This window comes from Ignavibacteriales bacterium (assembly GCA_016700155.1).
In the GTDB taxonomy this organism is placed as follows: domain Bacteria; phylum Bacteroidota; class Ignavibacteria; order Ignavibacteriales; family Ignavibacteriaceae.
The window spans coordinates 1,980,637-2,000,721 of the sequence record CP065001.1 but is presented as its reverse complement, the minus strand read 5'-3'; the positions used below and the strand labels follow the sequence as shown (position 1 = coordinate 2,000,721).

The following is a 20,085-nucleotide window of genomic DNA, read 5'->3' as shown; positions in this document are numbered from 1 at the left end:
ATTTTTCCTTATGTTTGTCCTGGATGGAAATAGATTTTCCCGGCAAAATATCATGATTAAAAATTATTTCGTTCTTAACAGACTTGCTATTGAACTCGATGAACTGTTATCGGGTGCCAAACCTGTTTCAATATTTACTCAGGAAAAAGATAGAGTAGTTATAGAATTCAGAAACCAGAATCAGACTGCATTTGTCGAGTTCTGTGTCAACCCAACACTTCCTTTTATTTTACTTAAGAATGATTTCAGAAGAGCAAAAAAAAATACTATAGACCTGTTTCCACAATTAATTGATACAAAACTGAATTCGGTTATGATGTGCTCGACTGACAGAATAATCAGGTTTGAGTTTGATTCGGCTGCTATGTACTTTATTGTCAGAGGCAAACTTACAAACCTGATATTCATTTCTAAAACAGAAAATGATTCCTTTAAGAAAACAGAAAGCGAGTTCTTTCCTGAATTTCAGGATGAATTATCAACTTATAATTTTATCAGAGGATTTAATCAGCCTGATTTCAGTGAAGTTGAAAAAAATATTTCGCAGGAGAATTTCCGCAAGCAGTTTCCATTCATCAGTAAGGAAATATTATTGGAGAGCAAACTTACTTCCGGAAAAGAATTTGATTTGAATGCTATTCAAAATACTATTCGAGGAATGGAGAATGACAGGATAGTTGTTGTGAGTGATTCGAATTCAGGAAATATCAAATTAACATTTGAAAGTTTTAAACAATTTGATTCAGATGAGAAGACTTTTTACAATTCAGTTAACGAGGCATTTAAGTTTTATCTTCCAGAAAAATATAAACTCGAAAAATTGTTATCTCATGAAAGGATAGTTAAAAAGCATATTGATGCTCTTGCTATCCGGTATTCGCAAAAATTAAACAAACTAAAATCTGTGCTGGACAGAAAAAGTAATGAAGAAGAGTATAAACAACTGGCAGATTTGTTATTAGTTAATATTAATCAAATCAAAGAGGGAATGACTGAAATCACATTGAATGATTTTTACAGCGAAAACAAGACCGTGACCATCAAACTGGATCAGTCAAAAAGTCCTAAGAAAAATATTGATTCATATTTTGAAAAAGCCAGAAGTGAAAAACTCAATAGAGAAAAATCTTTAGAACTATTTGAAAAAACACAAAAGGAGTTTTTCAGAATTAATAAACTCTCAAGTGAAATTGAATCTGGTATAAGCTCTGAAAGGATTAATGAAATTATGAGTGAACTAAAAATAAAATCAAACACACAGACTGACGACAAAGATGATATAAGAACAAAATTCAAGAGATATGTTATTGATCAAAAGTATTTTGTATATGTCGGACGCGACAGTAAAAACAACGATTTGCTTACATTAAAATTCGCCAAACAAAATGATTACTGGTTTCACGCCCGCAGTGTACCCGGCTCACATGTAGTTTTAAAATCAGATACTTCTAAAGAGAATATGCCGAAGGATGTGATAAAAAGAGCGGCATCGATTGCGGCATTTCACAGTAAGGCAAAAACATCAGGGATAGTTCAGGTTTCGTTCACTCAGAAAAAATACGTCGTTAAGAAAAAAGGAATGGAAGCGGGTAAAGTTGCACTGTTAAGAGAGCAAGTTGTAAATGTTAAGCCTGAAATTCCTAAAGGATGTGAGTTCATCGATTCCAATCAGGAGTAGTAATTAAAAAACCGTTGGAGGCGGAAGCAAATTCCAAACTGGAAAAGATTCTGCTTCACACCTCGGCAACGGTAGTATTGGAGTCACGTATAGGTTTGTCCAACTATTGTGCCTTTGTAAAGCTTTACTTTTTTTGTATTTGAGCTAAAAAATGGGGTTAAACACATCTAAAAATGAGACTTTAACTCACAGTGAGAAGCGCAGATCACATTGAAAGCTGCAGGATTTCCGCGAAGATATTTTTCCCTGTTTCTATTGTATCGTCAGCAGGTAAAAATTTTGGATTGTGTAAACCGTATCTCTCACCTTTTGAAGTACCAAGCCAGAACATAAATGAAGGGAATTTTTTGGAAAAGAATCCAAAATCTTCTCCGGTCATTTTATATCCACAGTCGATGAACTGATAATTTGCTGCCAGTTTATTTGAAAGTGATTTAAATAATTTGTCGTCAACAATTACTTCAGGGTAGTGTGCGCCTTTACTGAGTTTATAGTTAACGCCGGTTTTATTCTTCATCAGTTCAAGTAGATTTATTAATTCATCACAAAACTCTAAAGCTTTTTCTTCACTAAGTGATCTGATGGAACCTTCAATCCTTGCATTACCCGGAGCGATATTTCTTACAAAACCGGAATAAATTTTCCCGACACCGAAAATGAATGGGTCATTTATTTTTGAATAAAGTTTATCTGCTTCATCCATAAAATATCTTAAAGCGGTAAATGCATTTTTCCCTTCGCCGGGAAAAGCAACATGAGCACTGATACCTCTAAAATCAATATCGATCTCTAATGCTGAAGCAAACAAAACCCCGGATGTTGATGCAATAGTTCCTTCAGCATATTCATCCGTAATGTGAAGTGCGAACGCATTTTTTATTTCGAATTGTCCGAATATCCCCGTTTCATAAAACTTCATCGCTCCCCCACCGCTCTCTTCGGCGGGCTGAAAAAGAAAAAGAAGATTCTGCTTTGTCGGATTTTTGAGAACTTCCTGAATTAAAGAATATAAAATTGATGTGTGCACATCGTGTCCGCACGCGTGCATAAAGTCATTGCCGGATTTAAATGGATATTCGGTTTCTTCTTTAATTGGAAGTGCATCAATATCAGCACGGAAAAGTATGTATGGATCCGTGTTTACTGTATACTCAACTAAAAGACCGGTTGGGAATGGTCGATGAATCTTTAATTGGTTTTTGGGATCAGAATTTTTTATTGATTCAGAGATCAACTCTGTTGTTTTAAACTCCTGGTAAGCAATCTCAGGATTCTTATGAAGTTTATGTCTTAATTCAATTGGAGATATCATCTTTTATAAATTAAAATGTGATGTCAACGATTTAACTGCATCCTGTTTAAACGATTCATCGATGAGACAGGATATTTTTATCTCTGAAGTTGTAACAAGTTTTACGGGAATATTGCTTAATGCTTTAAAGAAACTTGCGGCAACTCCGCTGCTTGAGCGCATTCCAATACCAACAATTGAAATTTTCGTATAGCCGCTTTGATAATAAATGTTGAGGTCGCCAAAATCTTTAAGCAAATGATTTAATGCTTCCTCAATGTGACTTCTTTTATCTTCAATGATTGTAAAAGAAATATTTAATGCCGGGTTACCGATAATGGATATCATATCCACATTTAATTCTTCATTAGCAACATGCTCAAAGATTTTTTGAACAAGGGTGTAATCTTCCGGCAAATTACTTATAACCACCTGTGTTTGATTGTCCATCACACTTAATCCGCTAACCAATGGTTGTTCAATGTTCGTCTCAGTCACGTAACTTCCCTCCTCATCTGAAAATGTTGAAGCACAGTACAAAGTTATTCCGAATTTTTTTGCTATTTCCACTGACCTGCTGTGCAGCACTTTTGCACCAAGGCTTGCCATCTCAAGCATTTCATCATAAGTAACTTTTTTTAATTTCTTAGCTGCGGGATGGAGTCTTGGATCAGTCGTAAATATTCCCGGTACATCACTATAAATTTCGCAGGTAGCGTTTAAAGCTGCAGCAAGTGCGACTGCAGAAGTGTCGGATCCACCTCGTCCTAATGTTGTTATTTCTCCCTCATCAGTAATACCCTGGAAACCGGTTACGATCACTGCATCATTTTCCTCGAGTACTGATTGAAGTTTTTCAACTCTTAAATTCTTTATTCTTGCTTCATTAAAATTATTCGTTGTCATTATCCCGATTTGGAATGCGTTCAGCGATTTAGCCGGAATTCCTTTATCGTGCAATGCGATAGCAAGCAAAGCAGCAGAGACCTGTTCACCAGTAGTCAGTAACATATCCAGTTCACGGGGCACAAGGTTTTCTGTTATTTCTTTTGCCAGTTTAATAAGATTATCTGTTGTTTTTCCCATTGCAGAGACAACGACAACTAATTTATACCCCGTTTTTATCCTGGAAGAAATTTTTTCAGCTATCTTAATAATTTTTTGGGTATCAGCTACCGAACTTCCGCCGTATTTTTGAACTATAACTTTCAATCTGTTTAGAAAATATTTGAATTGAATAAATTATTTTTGATATAGAAAAATTCAGCGCAAATTTATAAAAAATCTGTTTAACAGAAAGCTATTAGTCATTTTCATTAAAATATTTTTTTGAACCGGGAACATTTTCAGGTTACGATCATCTATACTTTTGAGATGCGGAAATAAATTGAAAAATAAAAGAGATACGTTTACAGAAATATTCAACCATACAAAACGAAAGATTTTCAATTTTGTACTTAAGATGACATCTGACAGGATGCTTGCGGAGGATATTACGCAGAATACCTTCTTAAAGTTCTTTGAATCTCTCGAATATATAAATGATCTGCAAAGTGCTGAATTCTGGTTGTTCAAAACAGCAAGGAATGAAGTTTACCAGGTATACCGAACAAAGAAAATTCACGTTGACCAGTACGGCGTAGATGATATTGATGAGTTAAACCTGGATTCAGGTGAATCATTACATGACTCACTTGAAAAGAAAGATCTCAGGCAAATAATTAATATTCAACTTGATAGCATGCCTGCTGAACAGAAAGAAGTATATCTTCTAAAGGAGTACGGCGGATTTTCATATAATGAAATATCGTCTATACTTGGTATTGATGAAGAACTTGTAAAAAGCCGACTGCACAAAGCAAGGCAGAAGCTAATAAAGCGAATTTCAAAACTAATCAACTAGGTTATGTCATGGAAAAAGATTTAATACAGTTTAAGATTGAAGAATTTCTTGACGGCGAATTAAAACGTGAAGAGGAGGAATCACTCTTTGCTGAGCTTGCTTTGAACTCTGAAGCACGGGTCTATCTTAGACAATTATCACTGTTGAAACAAAATCAGTTTAATCAGGAAGAAGAATTTCCGCAAAGACTTGAAGAAAAAATTCTCGTCTCAACGATAATGAAAGATTCTGTACTTACAAGGAATCAGCGCGCGTCAACTATTGGTAGATATATGACAGTTGGCATCTCAACAGTACTGATAATTTTAAGTATCTATCTTTTTAATACGATGAATTTATACAAGACAGAATTGAAAACTGTTGTCAATTCAAGTCGGGAACAACAGGAGATCATTAAAGCGCTTTATAATGCACTTCCATCTGCTGAAGTGAGAGCGACTTACTCAAATGAAATTATTGTAAAACCAAATTCGTGAGGACAAAATGAAAAAATTAATTGGATTGTTGTGTATACTATTTCTATTGGCAGGATGTAAAGCTGAACCTCAGGTTGAAGTTATACCAAACTACGATAAGGTCTATCTTACACCGGATAATGTGGACACTCATCCTCAAATAACTGAGAGTGATGAGGAAAAACTGATAGCTCGAATCAATGAAGAAATCAATAAGACTAATCTTGAAAAAGAACAGGTTAAACTTGATTATAAACTAATGATTGATGAGCAGGGTGCTCTGAAAAAATTAGAGATCGTTGAAAGTCCGGGTAAACAATTTGATGATATCGTTTTGCAGGTGGCATCAACGTGGAAATTTGATCCGGCAAAAGTTGACGGCAAAAAAGTAAAATCTCAACTAAGATGGAAATTCAGTAATCAAAATAATTTTGCAGCGGCACAGATAAATAAGGAAGACTACCAGACACAATTTGATGAGACACCATTTCCGGTCGGAGGTATGGGAGAATTGTCTAAGAAAATTGTGTACCCTGAAAAAGCAAAACAGGAAGGCTTTGAAGGAAAAGTCATCCTTCAGGTTTTTATAGATGAAACAGGGACTGTGGTTAAATCAGAAGTGCTTAAAGGTGCCGGGAATGGTTTAGATGAAGCTGCTATTAAAGCAGTTGAGCTAACCAAATTCACTCCTGCAAAAGTCAAAGGAAAAATTGTTAAAGCAAAAGTTGTACTGCCCATTGTGTTTAAGTTGAGTTGATTCAAAAAATAAAAAGGCGATTCAGATGAATCGCCTTGATTTTAGCTCACACCAAATCTTTATTTTATCAAAATCATTTTTCTAACAGCAGTGAATTTGCCTGCAGTGATTTTATAAAAGTATACACCACTTGAAACAGGAATGCCGCCGTAATTTGTTCCATCCCAGATCACTGAATATTCTCCTGCTTCCCTGCTATCATTTACCAGAGTGTTAATCTTTTCTCCAAGCACATTAAAAATTTCCAGGTTAACAAACTCTGTTTCAGGCATCTGGAATTTTATTAAAGATGATGGGTTAAACGGATTCGGATAATTTTGTGATAGTCCGAATGTTAAAAGTTTATTTGCATTTTCGTTGATCCCGGTTGGAGGTTGTGCAATATATGTAGTGACCATCAGATTACCACCTGTGAAGCTTTGCCATCCGCTTGATGAAAGATAGTACATACCTCTTCCGGAATTTGGAGAAGATGCATCAGTCCCGATACCGGGGTCACCGGGATTTGTTTCAAGATAGTTGATAAGAACCCAAATTTCACCGGCTTCAATAGTTGGTGGATCAATTCCCGGAAGTGTAAGCAAAATCGAATTAGCCGCACCGGCAATACCTGATGAAACACGATACGGACCCGCAATTATATCCCCGGGTAAACCTGATTCGTCTTTGTTCAATGTAAAATCAAATGCCCCCGCATTATTTACCAGGGTTTCCAGTCTGATAATTTTAGCAGGATAAAAAGTCGGAGTTACTTTTAAAGCAAATTTATTTTCATCGTAAGTGAAATCGACAACATAAAAAGCTTCCCAGGATCCATCGTCGTACTTTACAGGAGTGAGTGCCGGTTCCTCACAGGCAAATCCACCAACAGTCCTGCTTACAGGACTGAATAAAGTATCATCACCTAAAATTATATATGCGATCATTTTATACTCGTACCATAATTGACAATCGACACTGTCATCGAGCAGCATTTCAGTTCCACCTGCAATAGTTTTAAAGAATTTTCCGTTTCGATAAATGTCTATTGTCGGAACCCCAGTTAACGGATCATTATTTAGTCCGAGTACAGGATCCGCCCACGTAACCAATAAATTTTCACCTTGAATTGTAACTGTAATACTATCAGGAGCTTGTGGCGGTGCAAGCAATGAAACATCGACACCAACATTTCCAAAGTATAAAGGATTAAAAACACTGTTCATTGTTTGAGGCCACCATCCATTAAAGATTGCCGCACCTGCATTTCGTTCGATAAGGAATGCTCCAAGTCCCGGGGTTTTATCAGGCGCAAAAATTTGCAACTGATAGCCTTCAAAAAATCCCATTGGAATTGCAACTTCACCTTGAAGGTGTCCATTTGTTATTGTGAATTCAACATCACCTTCGGTAAGGGTTATTATATCACCAACTCCGCCGCCGGTAAAAATCTTTCTGAATCTTAAATCCGAACCTCCTGCGTGCCAGTAAGCCCAGAAATTTCCTTCCTGCAAAAGTGGTAGTGCACCGTTTGGTTCGAATGCATCATTGTTATTGTCATCAAAGTACAGCCCAAAGCCCTCACTGTCATCAAGTTCATTATTTAAGAAGTCTTCCCCGGCGATGTAAAGCATATCATTCTGATCATTATACTTAAAGTACATAAAGACTGAACCTTGTGGTTTTGGTGATCCACCTGAATAACCAAGCACATCCGACACATCAATCTTGAATGCATCTGTCCACTCACCGGGAGAAATAACTCCATCGATAACAGGAACAGATCCTAAAGGTGCATCAAAATCAAATGTGAGTAATGAATCACTTAATCTTCCTAACACTTCGTTGGAATAAATACTTTGACCGGTTTCGTTGGTCACATTTATTACATAGTAATAATCCCGAAGCGGAAAAACGGATGAATCGCTGTAATTATTATTTGAAGTACTTACGGAAGAAATTTTGGAATAAGGTCCTCCCTGAACCAAACTCCGGTAAATAGTTATGCTGTCCGCAAGAAGCGTTTCATGACTGATGGGAAAATCCTTATTAGAAAAATTACCTGAACTATTTTTTGCATTAGTAATTTTATTTACCGATTCAACCGGGAATGGATCACCAACTGCTTTGGCAATTTCAATTTGTTTCTCAAGGCTCTGGGTAAGTGTAGTCCAGCTAAGCACTACCGCACCTTGTAAATTTGTTGATGCGCTTAAAGTCGGAGGATTAACATTGAACTGAGCCAAAGAAAAATTAACCCCGGTTGTTGTTGAGTCATTGACGATGTTGACTGACGCAGCACTTCCATAGTTGTACCCTGGTTTTTCCGCGGTTATGGTATAAGTTCCTGCAGGAATATTTGTGATCAAAAAATTTCCGTTCTGATCACTGACTGCAGCTCTCGGGTTACCCGAAACTTTGAGGAGAACACCACTATCATCACTGGTACCGGCAAGATCAACTGTTCCGCTTACATTACCTCCGCCGAGATTGATCTCTGAATAATAAAGGCGTCCGCCGTTGCCAAATTCACGCGCATGAACTCCCTTGCCTCCTGCAATAATCTTTTTGCCGTCATGCGAGATATCAACTGTGAAAAATGATCCGGGAGATACTATCTCGAATGTCAGATCACCTGTCTCAACGTCAAATACAAGAAGATCAGGTTTGATATGACTTAAATCTCCCCATGTTACAGCTGCAGCTACTTTTCCATCATCAGATAACGCGATATCATCAACAAGATCCGCCGCGCCCAGGTATGTCCATTTCGGAATTCCGCCTCCGTAGGTATCAAAAGCAATTACAGAACCATCATAACCCGAAGAGAGGAAAATTAATGTGCCAGCTACAATCGTACTCCCGTCAGCCGAAATATCAACCGATGAAGCCCAATTGGTAAAACTTGAAACAAGAGGAATCTTGTACTGCCATAATAAATTATACTCAGTGCCGGACTGGTTTTTAATCCATGTTTGAATGAAGCCGCTGTTATCAGCAGTGACAATAATGCTGCCGTCTCCGCTTATAACAGCAGGTGATTCGGTGTTATCAATAAAATGATCCCATATTAATGAACCGTCAGAAACATTATAAACATACTGATGATTCCTGCCATTAATTACCACAGTATTTCCATCGGCAGAAAAATTAGCACCAGCCCAGTTACTGATAACTGAACGGGAAATTTCTTTCGACCAAATAATAGCCGGCGAACTTCCGGCTAATGAAATTGCATAGGCTATTGCAGTGGTTCCGTTACCGCTTGCATCCGCCAGGAAAACTAAATGTTCGCCGCTTCTTGAAACACTAACATGACTTGCCCAAAGAGTGTCGGGCATTATCATCTGGTATTTTACATTTCCATTTAAACTGTCTAAAATTAAAAACTCGGTTCCTTTGGTAACCGCTATAACTTCACCATCATCTGAAACATCGATGCCGGGATCATTTGGAACTGTGGGAACTTCCCAAACAGGAATATTATTGCTGCTGTTATATCGTGATAAACGCATGTTGTTCAATCCCCACGCATTAAACGGCATTGAACCATCAGCATTCAGCTCCGCTGCGTTAGCGATAGCTAAAGCATCCTGTGCTGTCCAAATTACATTTCCGCCAAGTACAAATCTATCAGCACCCGATCTGGTATTATTCTTTGAATTGACAACAGGAATTTCAGTTAACGAATTATATTTTTCAGGATGCGTAACAAAAAGTGATTTATTCCCCTGCCTGATAAGTTCGGTTTTTGCGAATTCGATTTGTTGGGATAAAGTGGTGTTTTGAAATAAGAGGAAAATTGAAAAGAACATGAATAACGAAAATTGTTTTAAAGCAGATGTCATAAGTACCTCTCTAATAACATTAAAAGTTAATCGATATTTAACTGGAATTATTTCAATAGAATGTCTGTGAATTCTCCTGTTAACTGTTCTTCAGGACATATTACCTTATTTGGAAATTTAACTGTGATTTAGAATTTGAATTAAACTTATTGGTTGTAAACATCAATATCAATAAGGATGATTTTTAAAAATATAACATAGCACCAAGCATAAGTTCATCTAATTTGATCTGAAATCCATGACTGTTATTCATTCCATCACTTTTATCAGTGATGGTCAGAATAATTTCATAACCGACTGTATGATTTAATTGTTGATAAATTAGAATCTCTTTTATTTTAGGATAAGAACATCCATTACACCAGAATAATAATAATTCACAAGAAGTTGAAACAACTCTAAGGCTTTTTAATAACCAGCAGACCTTCAATTTCATCAGCGATGTAGATATAGTTGTTATCAGCACAAACACCCATAGAGTATTTTGTTGGAATCGTGCCGATTCGAACTGGTGATGAAGGGTTCGTTACGTCAAAGATTTGCATACCTCTTGTTTCTGTAGTCAGATAAATCTTATTGTTTTCATACATAACTTCCTTTGCATATCCGCCCGATGAAAAGTTACTTAATAATTTTACATCTGCAGTGTCAGAAAAATCAACTATGGATAGTCCTCCTGTACCGCAGGCAATATATGCAATGGGTAAATCAGGATGTCGAACTATATCTACAGCATATCCCGGTGTATCTTTCCATCCGCAAACCTGGTAGGTACCAAAGCCCAATTGAAAGTCCGAAATGTCAACCATCGCAAAACCCATTTCACCGCAAGCTGCAAGTAAATAACTTGTGTCTTTGGAGGTTACAACAGCCTGGCAGTAACCGGGAGTAATATTGGTTGCTCTAACATCCGGTTGAGTCGGAAAACTTATATCAGATATATTATAGCCAAGCTCGCTTACGCAAGTAAAAAGAAAATCACCCATTATATAAAAACTTTTTGCCGGCTTCATCGGCAGATTATAATTTGTTACTTCAGGATTGTAAGCATCGCCAACATCTACAACTGAAACTCCAAAATTTCCTGCAGCAAGGTAGATCACTGAATCTTTGATATCTATCTTTGCTGAATAGCCTCGTATATCAGTTATCTTTGACGAAATAAGTTTTGGATTATTCGGATCAGCGATACTGACTATCAGTAAGCCGCCTTCACCCTGTGCGATGAAAAGCAATGTGTCTTTCATTACAACATCCTGTGCGTAACCTGCCGTCATATACTTGCTGATGATTTTATACCCGCCATCATCACCTGTCAGAGATTCAGGTGCATTTGGTTCGCCACAACTGATTATAAACATAGTTAAGAGGATAAGAGTAATAGCATATATTTTTTTCATTTGATGTCCTTTAAATTTCTTTTTCAAAATTGAAATCCATATTTAAGAATTAAACCAAACTGCGATTGATCATAATCTTTTTCATCAGAAACATATTCTTCATTTGGCTGGAATGATGTATCAGTGTCACGGTACATCCATGCATAAAATAATCCTGCGGAAAAATTATTTAACAGCTTAATATCATAATTAAAATTTATCCTGTAGTTAACGTCAAATCTCCCCGCGTGCAGCGGATCAAGTTCTCCAATATTTTCTGTTTTGTATAATCTTTTGGAAAACTGTCCCGAAAGACTAACTGAATTATTCTTATTCATTAGTTTTGGAAGATTTACATCAATCCCTGCAAAAAAGATATGTTCATGATAAGTTGCATCAACATCATCAGAATTAGTTTTTGTTTCAAAGTCTTCGTCATATCCTTTTGCATCAGAAGTTATATATCGATAACCAGCATCTGCAGTAACTATTTTTGAAATATCCTGAAACAACCTTATTCCATACATCATATTTTGGCTATCGTATTCGGTAAAGTGCTCGTTGTAAAAGTATTTCATATAACTGAAATACAATCTCACTCTTGTTGATGTAACGATGTTTTGCTGGAGCCATAGCGCATATTCATCTTTGGAAAAAGTATACGGCTGAAATGTTTCAGGAGTATAACCATATAGATTTATCCAGTCATCATCGCGGAAATGAGCAACATAAAATTCAGGAAGGTAAGAGTATGAAAACATCAAACTTGTACTGCTCGTAACGTACTGTTGAATTCCAAAATCAAAAGACGACCACGACTTTGATGAGTTATATGAATACGCCTTGTGATCCGCGGACGCAGAAAAAATTGTCCTAAGATTTTTTATGAACCAGTTCGAACATGCTACCCTTACATCATAGTTCATTAACAGATCATCATACCTGTTGATATGAAACCTTCCTGCATCTTCCCTGTTCTTAAAACGTTCGATGTACTTGTCAGAATATTTTAAGATGTTGTTATCATAAGCTGATGTTACAGTCAAATCAATTGACCAATCGCCGTAGTTTGATGAGGATTTATTTTGAGCATATAGAGACTCAGGAATTAAGCCAACGATAAACATCATATAAACCAAAATTGTCATTTCGACCGAAGGTAGAAATCTCAAAAGACAACCACTAAGATTTCTTATTCGATGACCAACCAAACGGAAAGGCAGGCTCCTTCGAAATGACAGGTTGTCTGATTTTAGCAAATTAATTAACTGATGAAGATTCAAATGATTCATGCTGTCTTACTTCTCTCCAAGCTTAATATCTTTTTTAGGGAACAACACTCTTCCAAGCACTGTGCTTTTATCTTTGTCCAGAGGAGTTATTTGATAATAGTGTGTTCCTTTAGGAACGTTAAATACGATCTCTTTCGCTTTGCCTGGAATTTTTGATCCGTCTTTTTTGTAACAGGTTGTTTCAGATCTTATGCTGTTCAACTGGTAAGTGTGTTTGACTTTTTTGTCCTCTTTAACTTCTATGCGATAATTGATCCGCCCCTTCATTGTGTAATGATTTTCAATCCTGCTTAGTAATCTTAACTTTGTTGGTCCTGTGATTTTTATTTTCAAAGGATTCGCTTCACTGAACCTGTAGTATTTAACTTCTTCTTCATCGGCAAGAAGATTAACCGGTTCGTTTGGTTCAAGGGGATTTATTGAAATCCAGGTAAGTTCTTTTTCTTCTTTAGGCGTGAAGATATAACGAGCATCGACTTTTGGATTATCATTTTCAATCCACACTTTTATGTTATGTTCACCGCTTCCGAGGTTTATTGTTATCTCTCCTTCGTCACCAGGTGTGCTTAAAGTATCAACTTTATATTTAGCTTTAGTTGATTTCTGAACATCATCAAACTGAACTGATTTTCTATCACCGCCATCAATTCTATAAAATATTTTATAAGAAATAGTTGAACTATAATTCTGTTTGAATTGAGGGCGTGAAATGATTTTTAATTTTCCCGGACCTTTTACTTCGATAAGACTTGCATTCCTTATCCCAACAGAATAATAATCTCTTGCTTTACCCGAAATTAAAATCACTGTTTTCGATTTTGCGTTAACAGGTTTTAAGACTTTACTTTCTGCATGAACAGAAATAAAACTGAATACCAGAAAGAGTACCAGGATTTTATTCAGTTTAAATATTTTCATCAGAACCTCTTATTTAAAATTATAAGTTTGGATTATCATCCTGTCGTGGATGAATCTGTTTAACAACTTCTTCGGTACCGAGTTTGTGACGTTTTCTTTCCATTACAAATACAACAATTATAATAACGGACATAACCGCAGTCACAGCGTATGTCAGCGTAAGATCATATTGACGTTTAACAAAAACTTCGCCCTGTCCCGGTTCTGGTAAAGGTTTAGGACTTACCGGAAGCCCGTATCTTTCAGCAAGTGATGTGACATTCATCAAATGAATTATGGGAACGTTCTGCTCAGCCATTTTTATAATCACACCTTTTGACGGAAAGTTTTTTATTGATAGCGACTCGTTCAATCCAGTTGAAATGAACTGAGCATTTTCAGTTGAACCAAGACTTGCAATACCTCCGCCGACGTTTATAAATGCTTTTACAGGATTATTTTTTTTCTGATCATTATAAATTTCCATTCTCTTGTTTATACTTTTATCAAGAAACTCTTCGTTGATAAAAGTTACATTGCTCCGGGTTATTGCTTCTTCAATAAATTTTCTTCCGTCAGGACTTAACCCTCTTCCCCTATCTAAACCTCCACCGATAGATGCCGCAACTGATCTGAAATTAATTATGCCGGCATCATATAAACTTTTTTCCATATCAAGCCAGGTAAAGTATGGATCGTTAGCTCCCCAGTTTGATGAGCCAACAGATGTAATAATTATTGGTTTTAGTTTTAATGTTTGAACTGCTGAAAGCACGGCTATGTTCAACCCGGGAATTGAGCCTGTAAACGCAATTGCAACAGCATCATTTTGTTTTAGCTCAGCTTCTTTAAACATCTCAACTATTACAGCAGCAAAATTCGGATTTAGTGATGTCAGCTTTGATTCGATATATCCCCTGTCAGTTGTTATCTGGGTAATATCCTGACCTATCAAAGCAGTTTCGTTAGGATCATTAATCGGATCAATGAATACTCCTTTTTGCAGTCTTACTTCTTTAAGATGATCCGAACATCTCTTTGCAAGTTTTGATGCTTCGAGTTTCTGATCATACCATTTTCGTTTAGCATCAACTTTTCCATTTTCAACTGCAAGAAAGCCTACAAGAGAAAGTAATGTTATAACTCCTAATACTCTTTTTGATTTAGCACTGAACTGGTACATAAAATATTTATTCCTTAATCACGCCGGAAATAACTCCCCGTTAAATAAAATTATTACAATGAGTCTCACCAACACAGAAGTAATGAACAACACACAAAGTGTCCTGTATATTCCCTGCTTGCCGAACCAGTGGGCAATAAGCCCGGGAATAACCCATCCCACAGCCTGCAATTGTATTGTGCTTGAGGTTACATCAATCAGCAAAAAATGTCTTGAAAAATTTGCAAGAAGACATCCGATAAGTAAACACATCACCATTTGTCTTCTTCCATAAAGGAAAGTATAATTGCCGAGTACTTTTATAATGAGATATGTTACAAGGCTTACTATCAATATTCCCGCAAGCCGTTCCGGTTCTGACAGTTGAAGTGCGAGGTAACCGGGGACAACAATTCCTCCTGCCGCTAAACCAAACACTTCATAAGAAAGTAAACTGAAAATTAATCCTAACGTAATTGCAAGTTCAACCATTACCGTTACTCCTGTTTTCAAAATACTCTACAACTTTTCCGCCCATACCACCGATATTGCCAATTGAAACTATTGTCGAATTATTTTTTGTAAGCGATAATATTTTTTCAAATACTGAAGATGGTTCTGTCCATCCTACGTTTACAATTTTCTTTTTTTCATATCCGTAGCCGGATGCCATACTTTCAACAACATCTGTTGACTGTCCGATAAGCATCAGATAATCGGATTCATCTTTTATTTCTGTTCCTACCATTTCAGCTAATTGTTTTGCGCGGTCCATCCTGTCGTGACGTGTGTTTAATAAAATAATTTTTGTGCCCTGAAGATGATTTTCATTTTTTAATTTATCCCAGATCATTAACGATGACTGCGGATCATTAGCAGCAAAAGCATTAAAGAGCGTCATATTCTTTTCAAACACATTTACTCTGAACCTGTTCAAAGCGCCTTCATCCGGTATTGCTTTGTACATACCTTTAAATGCGGTTTGTCTGTCAATTCCAAGATGCGAACACACTTCAAGAACAAGCGCCACATTTTCTTTATGTTCTATATAACTGAATCCGTTCATCTCTTCATCAGTTACCATTGCCGGGTCAGATAAATGCATTACAGCTTTTTTATCATCAGCAAGTTTTTGCATTATATCTTTGATATGATTTTCAGCAGTAAAAAAATGCTGATTCTTTGGAATTGTTCTTCCAAGTACGGACGCAATTTCTGCAAGTGTATAACCCATAACATCAACATGGTCAAGACGCACATTTGTGATAACACCAATCGTAGCGTGGATCATCTTAGTTTCAGTTATTGTCTGGTATTGAGGTTCGAGTGCCATACATTCAATAAGCAGCGCATCTACTTTCCGTTCAGCAGCAAACTTTACTATTGCAAGCTGCTCAATAATGTTTGCGCTTGCTTTGCGGTAAATGGAAGTCTCTGTTCCGTTTTCAAGAATTAATCTTGGATATGTACCTGTAACTTTTGTAAGTGTTTTTATTCCCGCTTCATTCATCGCTGAGCCGATTAACCTTGTCACAGATGATTTTCCGCGGGTGCCGTTTACATGAATGCGTATAGGTATGGAGTAAATTCTTTTTTGATGACGGGAGAACTCAATGACCGCAAGGATTATAGCTACAATGACCAATGATAAAAGCAGGTAAAAAACATGCATAAATTAAAACTCGTATCTCATCAATTCTAAATCAAAAACTTTTGAATGATTAACTAAATCTTTGTGCGAGTGTACTGCATTGTTTATGGGATAATTAACGGATGCCTTTGGCCAGTCTGCAATGAATGTCGTGTAAACGATTGAACTGAATAGCGGACAGAGTGCAGCGGCAATTCCATATTCATCAGGAATGGTTTGATACTCTGTAGATGCAATAGTAATTATTATGGCTCCGGCAGCAGCACCAATAAAAGAATACTCAACAACTTTCCAGAAACGGATTTTTTTGTTCTCAACATTTGAAATGAGGTACACCCCGACTCCGTTGCCAAATATAAACGATGCAAATGATAGCACACCAAATGCTGCACTTAAACTACCATTGTTGTTCCATGCGGTATGGAATGTGAGGAGTGCCGGAGGAAAAAAGAAAAGTGCAGATGATAAAGATCCGACAATCACCTGTAACCCGATATTGTGTGCGGAGTGGGATTGTCTAACATTGTCAATAGAACTTGTCACTGAAGAATTATATCTGCTTGTAAAATCAGTCTCATAAGTTACAGACTGGACATTTAATTTGAATTGTGCTTGCGGAACACCAACACATAGAATCAATATGATTAATAATCTTTTCAACACTTTTTTTAACGAATCAAAATCATTTTTTTTGTCGATGAAAAAGTATCTGACTGAAGTCTGAAGAAATAAACACCTGAACTGCATTCCCTGTTAAAGTTATCTTTACCATTCCACAAAATTGTTTTACTTCCGGATGATTGTAATTCATTCACAAGTATTTTTACTTCTTCACCAAGAATGTTGTATATCTTTAATGTAATGTTTGCGTTCACAGGAACTTCATACTGAATTGTTGTAGTTGGATTAAAGGGATTTGGATAATTCTGGTGAAGTACAAATCGAGTCGGTAAAGAAATTATTTCATCTTTAACTTCTGTAACAAAATCCTCATAAACTGTCTGGCTGTATTCTAATTCTGCTGATGTATAATCTTCTGTAGTTTTAATTTGAATCCAGTAATAGTCATTCGGATGAGGAATTGAAGCTATTGTACCGTAGTCGATCCAATCAGTCCACTCGATCACACCGATATTATCAAACCATGAATAACCTGTTCCGGTAGATGGTGATTCACTTCTTAAACGAAGATTTATAAATGATGCATTCGCCGGAAGTGAAAATTCATTGTGATAAAAATTCCAGTCTGTTGTTGAATCAACTTCATCACCAAGATTATATTCAGCAAGCGAAGTTGAACCGGATCGAACATCAAATAACTGAACAACAACTCCGGCATTTGATGAATTATCCGTCTTAATATTTGCATGCAATGAATACTTAGAACCTTGCGAATAAAATCTTAGTCTCTTTTCAAAATTTGTATTAAGCGATTGCAGTCCGCTGTTTCTTTTTTGAACGATTGACCTTTTACCAGAATAAAATTGTGTCGTATCAAACCATTCATCGTTATGATCGAAATACCACATTGTGCAGCCTTCATCTTCGGCATTACCAAACCAAACCAGTTCGCGTCCAAGCCTGTATTTCCAGGTGCCTGATGGTGATATTGATTTAACAGATGAAATACTTCCCGGTCTGTTTATGGGAAGCGGATCAGAAATATTTTCACTTCCATTTTGGTGAAGAGAAATTTCTTCCTGCATTATTTTTTGCTTCGGAGTGATAAGTGCTGAATCAAGGATAATCTCAGCGATAGTATTCTGCCTGTCAATCCTTAACAATCCATTCAGATCTCTTGACCTGTTGGCTATATCATCAAGAAGATAAAGACCAAACTCTCCTTCTGCTCTTTTGGGAATGTAATCATCTATATAAACGGGAGTGACTGTAAAATTGTAAAAACCGGTTTCATCAATTTTTGAATTAACGATGGCAGTCGGATATGTCTCAGTGTAATCAAGATCAAAAACAAAATTGCCGAGTGAGTGAGCGATCAATTTCTTCTTATAAACTTCAAAACCATGAAGAATGTGAGGATGATGACAGATAACAACATCAGCGCCGCTGTCGATGGCGAATCTTCTTATATCAATATCGCTTTCTGTTGGTGAACGAAGTGACGATGAGAAATCTTCTTCAAGATTATCCATCGGTGAAATTGAATACTCGCTCCCTGAGTGCATCTGGAATACAACAAGGTCAGATGTATTCCTTACAGAATTAATTTGTTGTACAATTGTCAGCCTGTTAAGATCAGCAAAACCCGGTTTGTTATACGCAGCGTTCAGATATGGTTGATAGTTGTTGTACTGACCATGCCTGTCACTCGATGCAATGAACGCAATATTAACGCCAGACTTTGAAATGAATACCGGAAGCATTGCTTCGTGTGAATTTGCGCCGGCTCCGGAAAATAAAAGATTGTTGTTTCGTAAAACAGTTTGTGTTTGCTGAAGCCCTGCTAATCCATAATCGATGATATGATTATTTGCAAGAGTAACTACATCAATACCTGCATAAGAAAGTCCGACAGCGTTCTGCGGCGACCCACTAAAGACAATCGGTTTGGTTGGATGAGGTGTTCCGGTATTTGTAAGCGGACATTCAAGATTTGCAACAGTGATATCGGATGAATCACCAAGAAATGGTTTGATAGGATTGAATACAGCCTCAACACCGTACGTACTTATATATGAATCAATACCTCTCGCAAGCATAATATCGCCGACAAAATTCATTGTTATCGGGAATGATGTTTCACCAGCATCAACACTAACTTTACAGGAATCATATCCTCTCAGGTCAGTGTCATCAGTTACTTCAAGATGAACTGTGTATTCGTGATCATCTTCAACAATAAATGTGTGAACGGGATTTTGTTCCGTGCTTAAAGAATCATCTCCAAAATTCCATAAGAAAGAAAATTCTCCGCTGTCAGGATCAGTGACTTCACTTGTGAACTGTACTGTCACACTTAACAATCCTTCAGTGTTCTTAAATAGTTTGCCCAGTGTAAACGAAATGCTGACTGAAGGAGCGGTCGGAAGTGAATTAGTAATATCTATGATCTCATCAAAGTAAACTGTGCCTAAGCTTGTCTGGTCTTTATCGTTGATGAAGACAATTCCTTTTATCTCAGGGACGTAACCGAACTTTGCTAACCAATCATCACCAACTGGAAGCGGATATGTATTCCAGGCATAGTTTGAAAATGCACCCTGGTAAACTGTTATCCATTCATCAGGATCAACTTCTTCCGTGCCCGAAAAAGAATAAAGTAATGTGTTAACTGAATCAGTAATACCGAAGCCCTGTATTTCTGCGGTGGATTCTATGTAAGCATGAACTTTCCAAACATCACCGGAATCAATTTGTCTTGGTTCTATTGATTCAAACTTCCAGGTGTTGCCGTAAAGTCGTAATGAGTAAGGTGAATTATTATAAGTATTGGAAGTACTTAATGACCATTGAGATGGTTGAATATCCTGATCAGCATAAGATGTTAGTTGAACTGAACCATCATCAAAGTTTTCAATTGTATCTATTGCTGAGGAATCATCAAACAGCGAATAAAAATTAAAAGCCGGACCATTAGCATAAACAGCAGAGGACAGCAATATGAGGACAAGGGCTGTATATTTTAATTTTCCGGCTATCATAAATTCTCCAATTGACAAAATGTATAAAGGGATCGATTTCATTTTGTCATTCCGAACTTGTTTCGGAATCTATTCCTAAAAATGCTTTTGTTGGAACCTGAAACAAGTTCAGGTTGACAAGTACTTTTCAT

General features: G+C 36.8%; 16 protein-coding genes. 4 read left to right on the top strand and 12 right to left on the bottom strand.

Features of this window, described 5'->3' with window-relative positions; translation table 11 throughout:
* The first annotated feature begins 52 nt into the window (after nucleotides 1-52).
* Nucleotides 53-1,678 carry a DUF814 domain-containing protein gene (locus IPM56_08305; protein QQS37927.1) on the top strand — a complete coding sequence of 542 codons (1,626 nt, stop codon included), beginning with the start codon at nucleotides 53-55 and terminating at the stop codon, nucleotides 1,676-1,678.
* Between the two features lie 205 nt (nucleotides 1,679-1,883).
* Here the strand turns inward: IPM56_08305 and IPM56_08300 are convergent, their stop codons facing one another.
* Both IPM56_08300 and IPM56_08295 read right to left on the bottom strand, forming a co-directional pair.
* Entirely contained in the window at nucleotides 1,884-2,990 is a 1,107-nt protein-coding gene (locus tag IPM56_08300; GenBank protein ID QQS37926.1) for an amidohydrolase, read from the bottom strand.
* 3 nt (nucleotides 2,991-2,993) lie between these two features.
* Nucleotides 2,994-4,181 carry an aspartate kinase gene (locus IPM56_08295; protein QQS37925.1) on the bottom strand — a complete coding sequence of 396 codons (1,188 nt, stop codon included), beginning with the start codon at nucleotides 4,179-4,181 and terminating at the stop codon, nucleotides 2,994-2,996.
* Nucleotides 4,182-4,356: 175 nt separating this feature from the next.
* Here IPM56_08295 and IPM56_08290 point away from each other — a divergent pair, with 175 nt between their 5' ends.
* The 3 genes from IPM56_08290 to IPM56_08280 are packed head-to-tail and all read left to right on the top strand — an operon-like array spanning nucleotide 4,357 to nucleotide 6,084.
* The gene (locus IPM56_08290; GenBank protein ID QQS37924.1) at nucleotides 4,357-4,872 is read left to right on the top strand and encodes an RNA polymerase sigma factor; all 516 of its coding nucleotides are present in this window, start codon (nucleotides 4,357-4,359) and stop codon (nucleotides 4,870-4,872) included.
* A gap of 8 nt (nucleotides 4,873-4,880) precedes the next feature.
* A complete protein-coding gene (locus IPM56_08285; GenBank protein QQS37923.1) occupies nucleotides 4,881-5,348 on the top strand; it encodes a hypothetical protein in 468 nt (155 codons plus the stop codon).
* Nucleotides 5,349-5,355: 7 nt separating this feature from the next.
* Nucleotides 5,356-6,084, top strand: a complete 729-nt coding sequence (locus tag IPM56_08280; protein ID QQS37922.1) for a TonB family protein — start codon at nucleotides 5,356-5,358, stop codon at nucleotides 6,082-6,084.
* 59 nt (nucleotides 6,085-6,143) lie between these two features.
* Here IPM56_08280 and IPM56_08275 read toward each other — a convergent pair whose 3' ends face one another.
* The 10 genes from IPM56_08275 to IPM56_08230 form a co-directional block, all read right to left on the bottom strand.
* Complete coding sequence (locus IPM56_08275) at nucleotides 6,144-9,911, bottom strand: T9SS type A sorting domain-containing protein (protein QQS37921.1); 3,768 nt, start codon at nucleotides 9,909-9,911, stop codon at nucleotides 6,144-6,146.
* A gap of 184 nt (nucleotides 9,912-10,095) precedes the next feature.
* Nucleotides 10,096-10,347 carry a hypothetical protein gene (locus IPM56_08270; GenBank protein ID QQS37920.1) on the bottom strand — a complete coding sequence of 84 codons (252 nt, stop codon included), beginning with the start codon at nucleotides 10,345-10,347 and terminating at the stop codon, nucleotides 10,096-10,098.
* Complete coding sequence (locus IPM56_08265) at nucleotides 10,310-11,311, bottom strand: hypothetical protein (protein QQS37919.1); 1,002 nt, start codon at nucleotides 11,309-11,311, stop codon at nucleotides 10,310-10,312. The genes IPM56_08270 and IPM56_08265 overlap by 38 nt, the downstream gene beginning before the upstream one ends.
* A gap of 23 nt (nucleotides 11,312-11,334) precedes the next feature.
* On the bottom strand, nucleotides 11,335-12,438 hold the full coding sequence (locus IPM56_08260; protein QQS37918.1) for a hypothetical protein: 1,104 nt from the start codon (nucleotides 12,436-12,438) through the stop codon (nucleotides 11,335-11,337).
* Between the two features lie 150 nt (nucleotides 12,439-12,588).
* Complete coding sequence (locus IPM56_08255) at nucleotides 12,589-13,500, bottom strand: hypothetical protein (GenBank protein QQS37917.1); 912 nt, start codon at nucleotides 13,498-13,500, stop codon at nucleotides 12,589-12,591.
* Nucleotides 13,501-13,519: 19 nt separating this feature from the next.
* Complete coding sequence (gene pgsW, locus IPM56_08250; GenBank protein QQS37916.1) at nucleotides 13,520-14,662, bottom strand: poly-gamma-glutamate system protein; 1,143 nt, start codon at nucleotides 14,660-14,662, stop codon at nucleotides 13,520-13,522.
* 18 nt (nucleotides 14,663-14,680) lie between these two features.
* On the bottom strand, nucleotides 14,681-15,133 hold the full coding sequence (gene pgsC, locus IPM56_08245) for a poly-gamma-glutamate biosynthesis protein PgsC (GenBank protein ID QQS37915.1): 453 nt from the start codon (nucleotides 15,131-15,133) through the stop codon (nucleotides 14,681-14,683).
* Nucleotides 15,126-16,313 (bottom strand): poly-gamma-glutamate synthase PgsB, encoded by a 1,188-nt coding sequence (pgsB, locus tag IPM56_08240; protein QQS37914.1) that lies wholly within the window; start codon nucleotides 16,311-16,313, stop codon nucleotides 15,126-15,128. The genes pgsC and pgsB overlap by 8 nt, the downstream gene beginning before the upstream one ends.
* A 3-nt stretch (nucleotides 16,314-16,316) precedes the next feature.
* The gene (locus IPM56_08235) at nucleotides 16,317-16,952 is read right to left on the bottom strand and encodes a hypothetical protein (protein ID QQS37913.1); all 636 of its coding nucleotides are present in this window, start codon (nucleotides 16,950-16,952) and stop codon (nucleotides 16,317-16,319) included.
* An 8-nt stretch (nucleotides 16,953-16,960) separates the two neighbouring features.
* The gene (locus tag IPM56_08230) at nucleotides 16,961-19,996 is read right to left on the bottom strand and encodes a CapA family protein (protein QQS37912.1); all 3,036 of its coding nucleotides are present in this window, start codon (nucleotides 19,994-19,996) and stop codon (nucleotides 16,961-16,963) included.
* Nucleotides 19,997-20,085: the final 89 nt, after the last annotated feature.

Bases quoted from the DNA above. Each gene is read 5' to 3' on its own strand.
- IPM56_08305 (QQS37927.1), top strand. From the start codon at position 53: ATGATTAAAAATTATTTCGTTCTTAACAGACTTGCTATTGAACTCGAT.
- IPM56_08300 (QQS37926.1), bottom strand. From the start codon at position 2,990: ATGATATCTCCAATTGAATTAAGACATAAACTTCATAAGAATCCTGAG.
- IPM56_08285 (QQS37923.1), top strand. From the start codon at position 4,881: ATGGAAAAAGATTTAATACAGTTTAAGATTGAAGAATTTCTTGACGGC.
- IPM56_08280 (QQS37922.1), top strand. From the start codon at position 5,356: ATGAAAAAATTAATTGGATTGTTGTGTATACTATTTCTATTGGCAGGA.
- IPM56_08275 (QQS37921.1), bottom strand. From the start codon at position 9,911: ATGACATCTGCTTTAAAACAATTTTCGTTATTCATGTTCTTTTCAATT.
- IPM56_08270 (QQS37920.1), bottom strand. From the start codon at position 10,347: ATGAAATTGAAGGTCTGCTGGTTATTAAAAAGCCTTAGAGTTGTTTCA.
- IPM56_08265 (QQS37919.1), bottom strand. From the start codon at position 11,311: ATGAAAAAAATATATGCTATTACTCTTATCCTCTTAACTATGTTTATA.
- IPM56_08260 (QQS37918.1), bottom strand. From the start codon at position 12,438: ATGACAATTTTGGTTTATATGATGTTTATCGTTGGCTTAATTCCTGAG.
- IPM56_08255 (QQS37917.1), bottom strand. From the start codon at position 13,500: ATGAAAATATTTAAACTGAATAAAATCCTGGTACTCTTTCTGGTATTC.
- pgsW (QQS37916.1), bottom strand. From the start codon at position 14,662: ATGTACCAGTTCAGTGCTAAATCAAAAAGAGTATTAGGAGTTATAACA.
- pgsC (QQS37915.1), bottom strand. From the start codon at position 15,133: ATGGTTGAACTTGCAATTACGTTAGGATTAATTTTCAGTTTACTTTCT.
- pgsB (QQS37914.1), bottom strand. From the start codon at position 16,313: ATGCATGTTTTTTACCTGCTTTTATCATTGGTCATTGTAGCTATAATC.
- IPM56_08230 (QQS37912.1), bottom strand. From the start codon at position 19,996: ATGAAATCGATCCCTTTATACATTTTGTCAATTGGAGAATTTATGATA.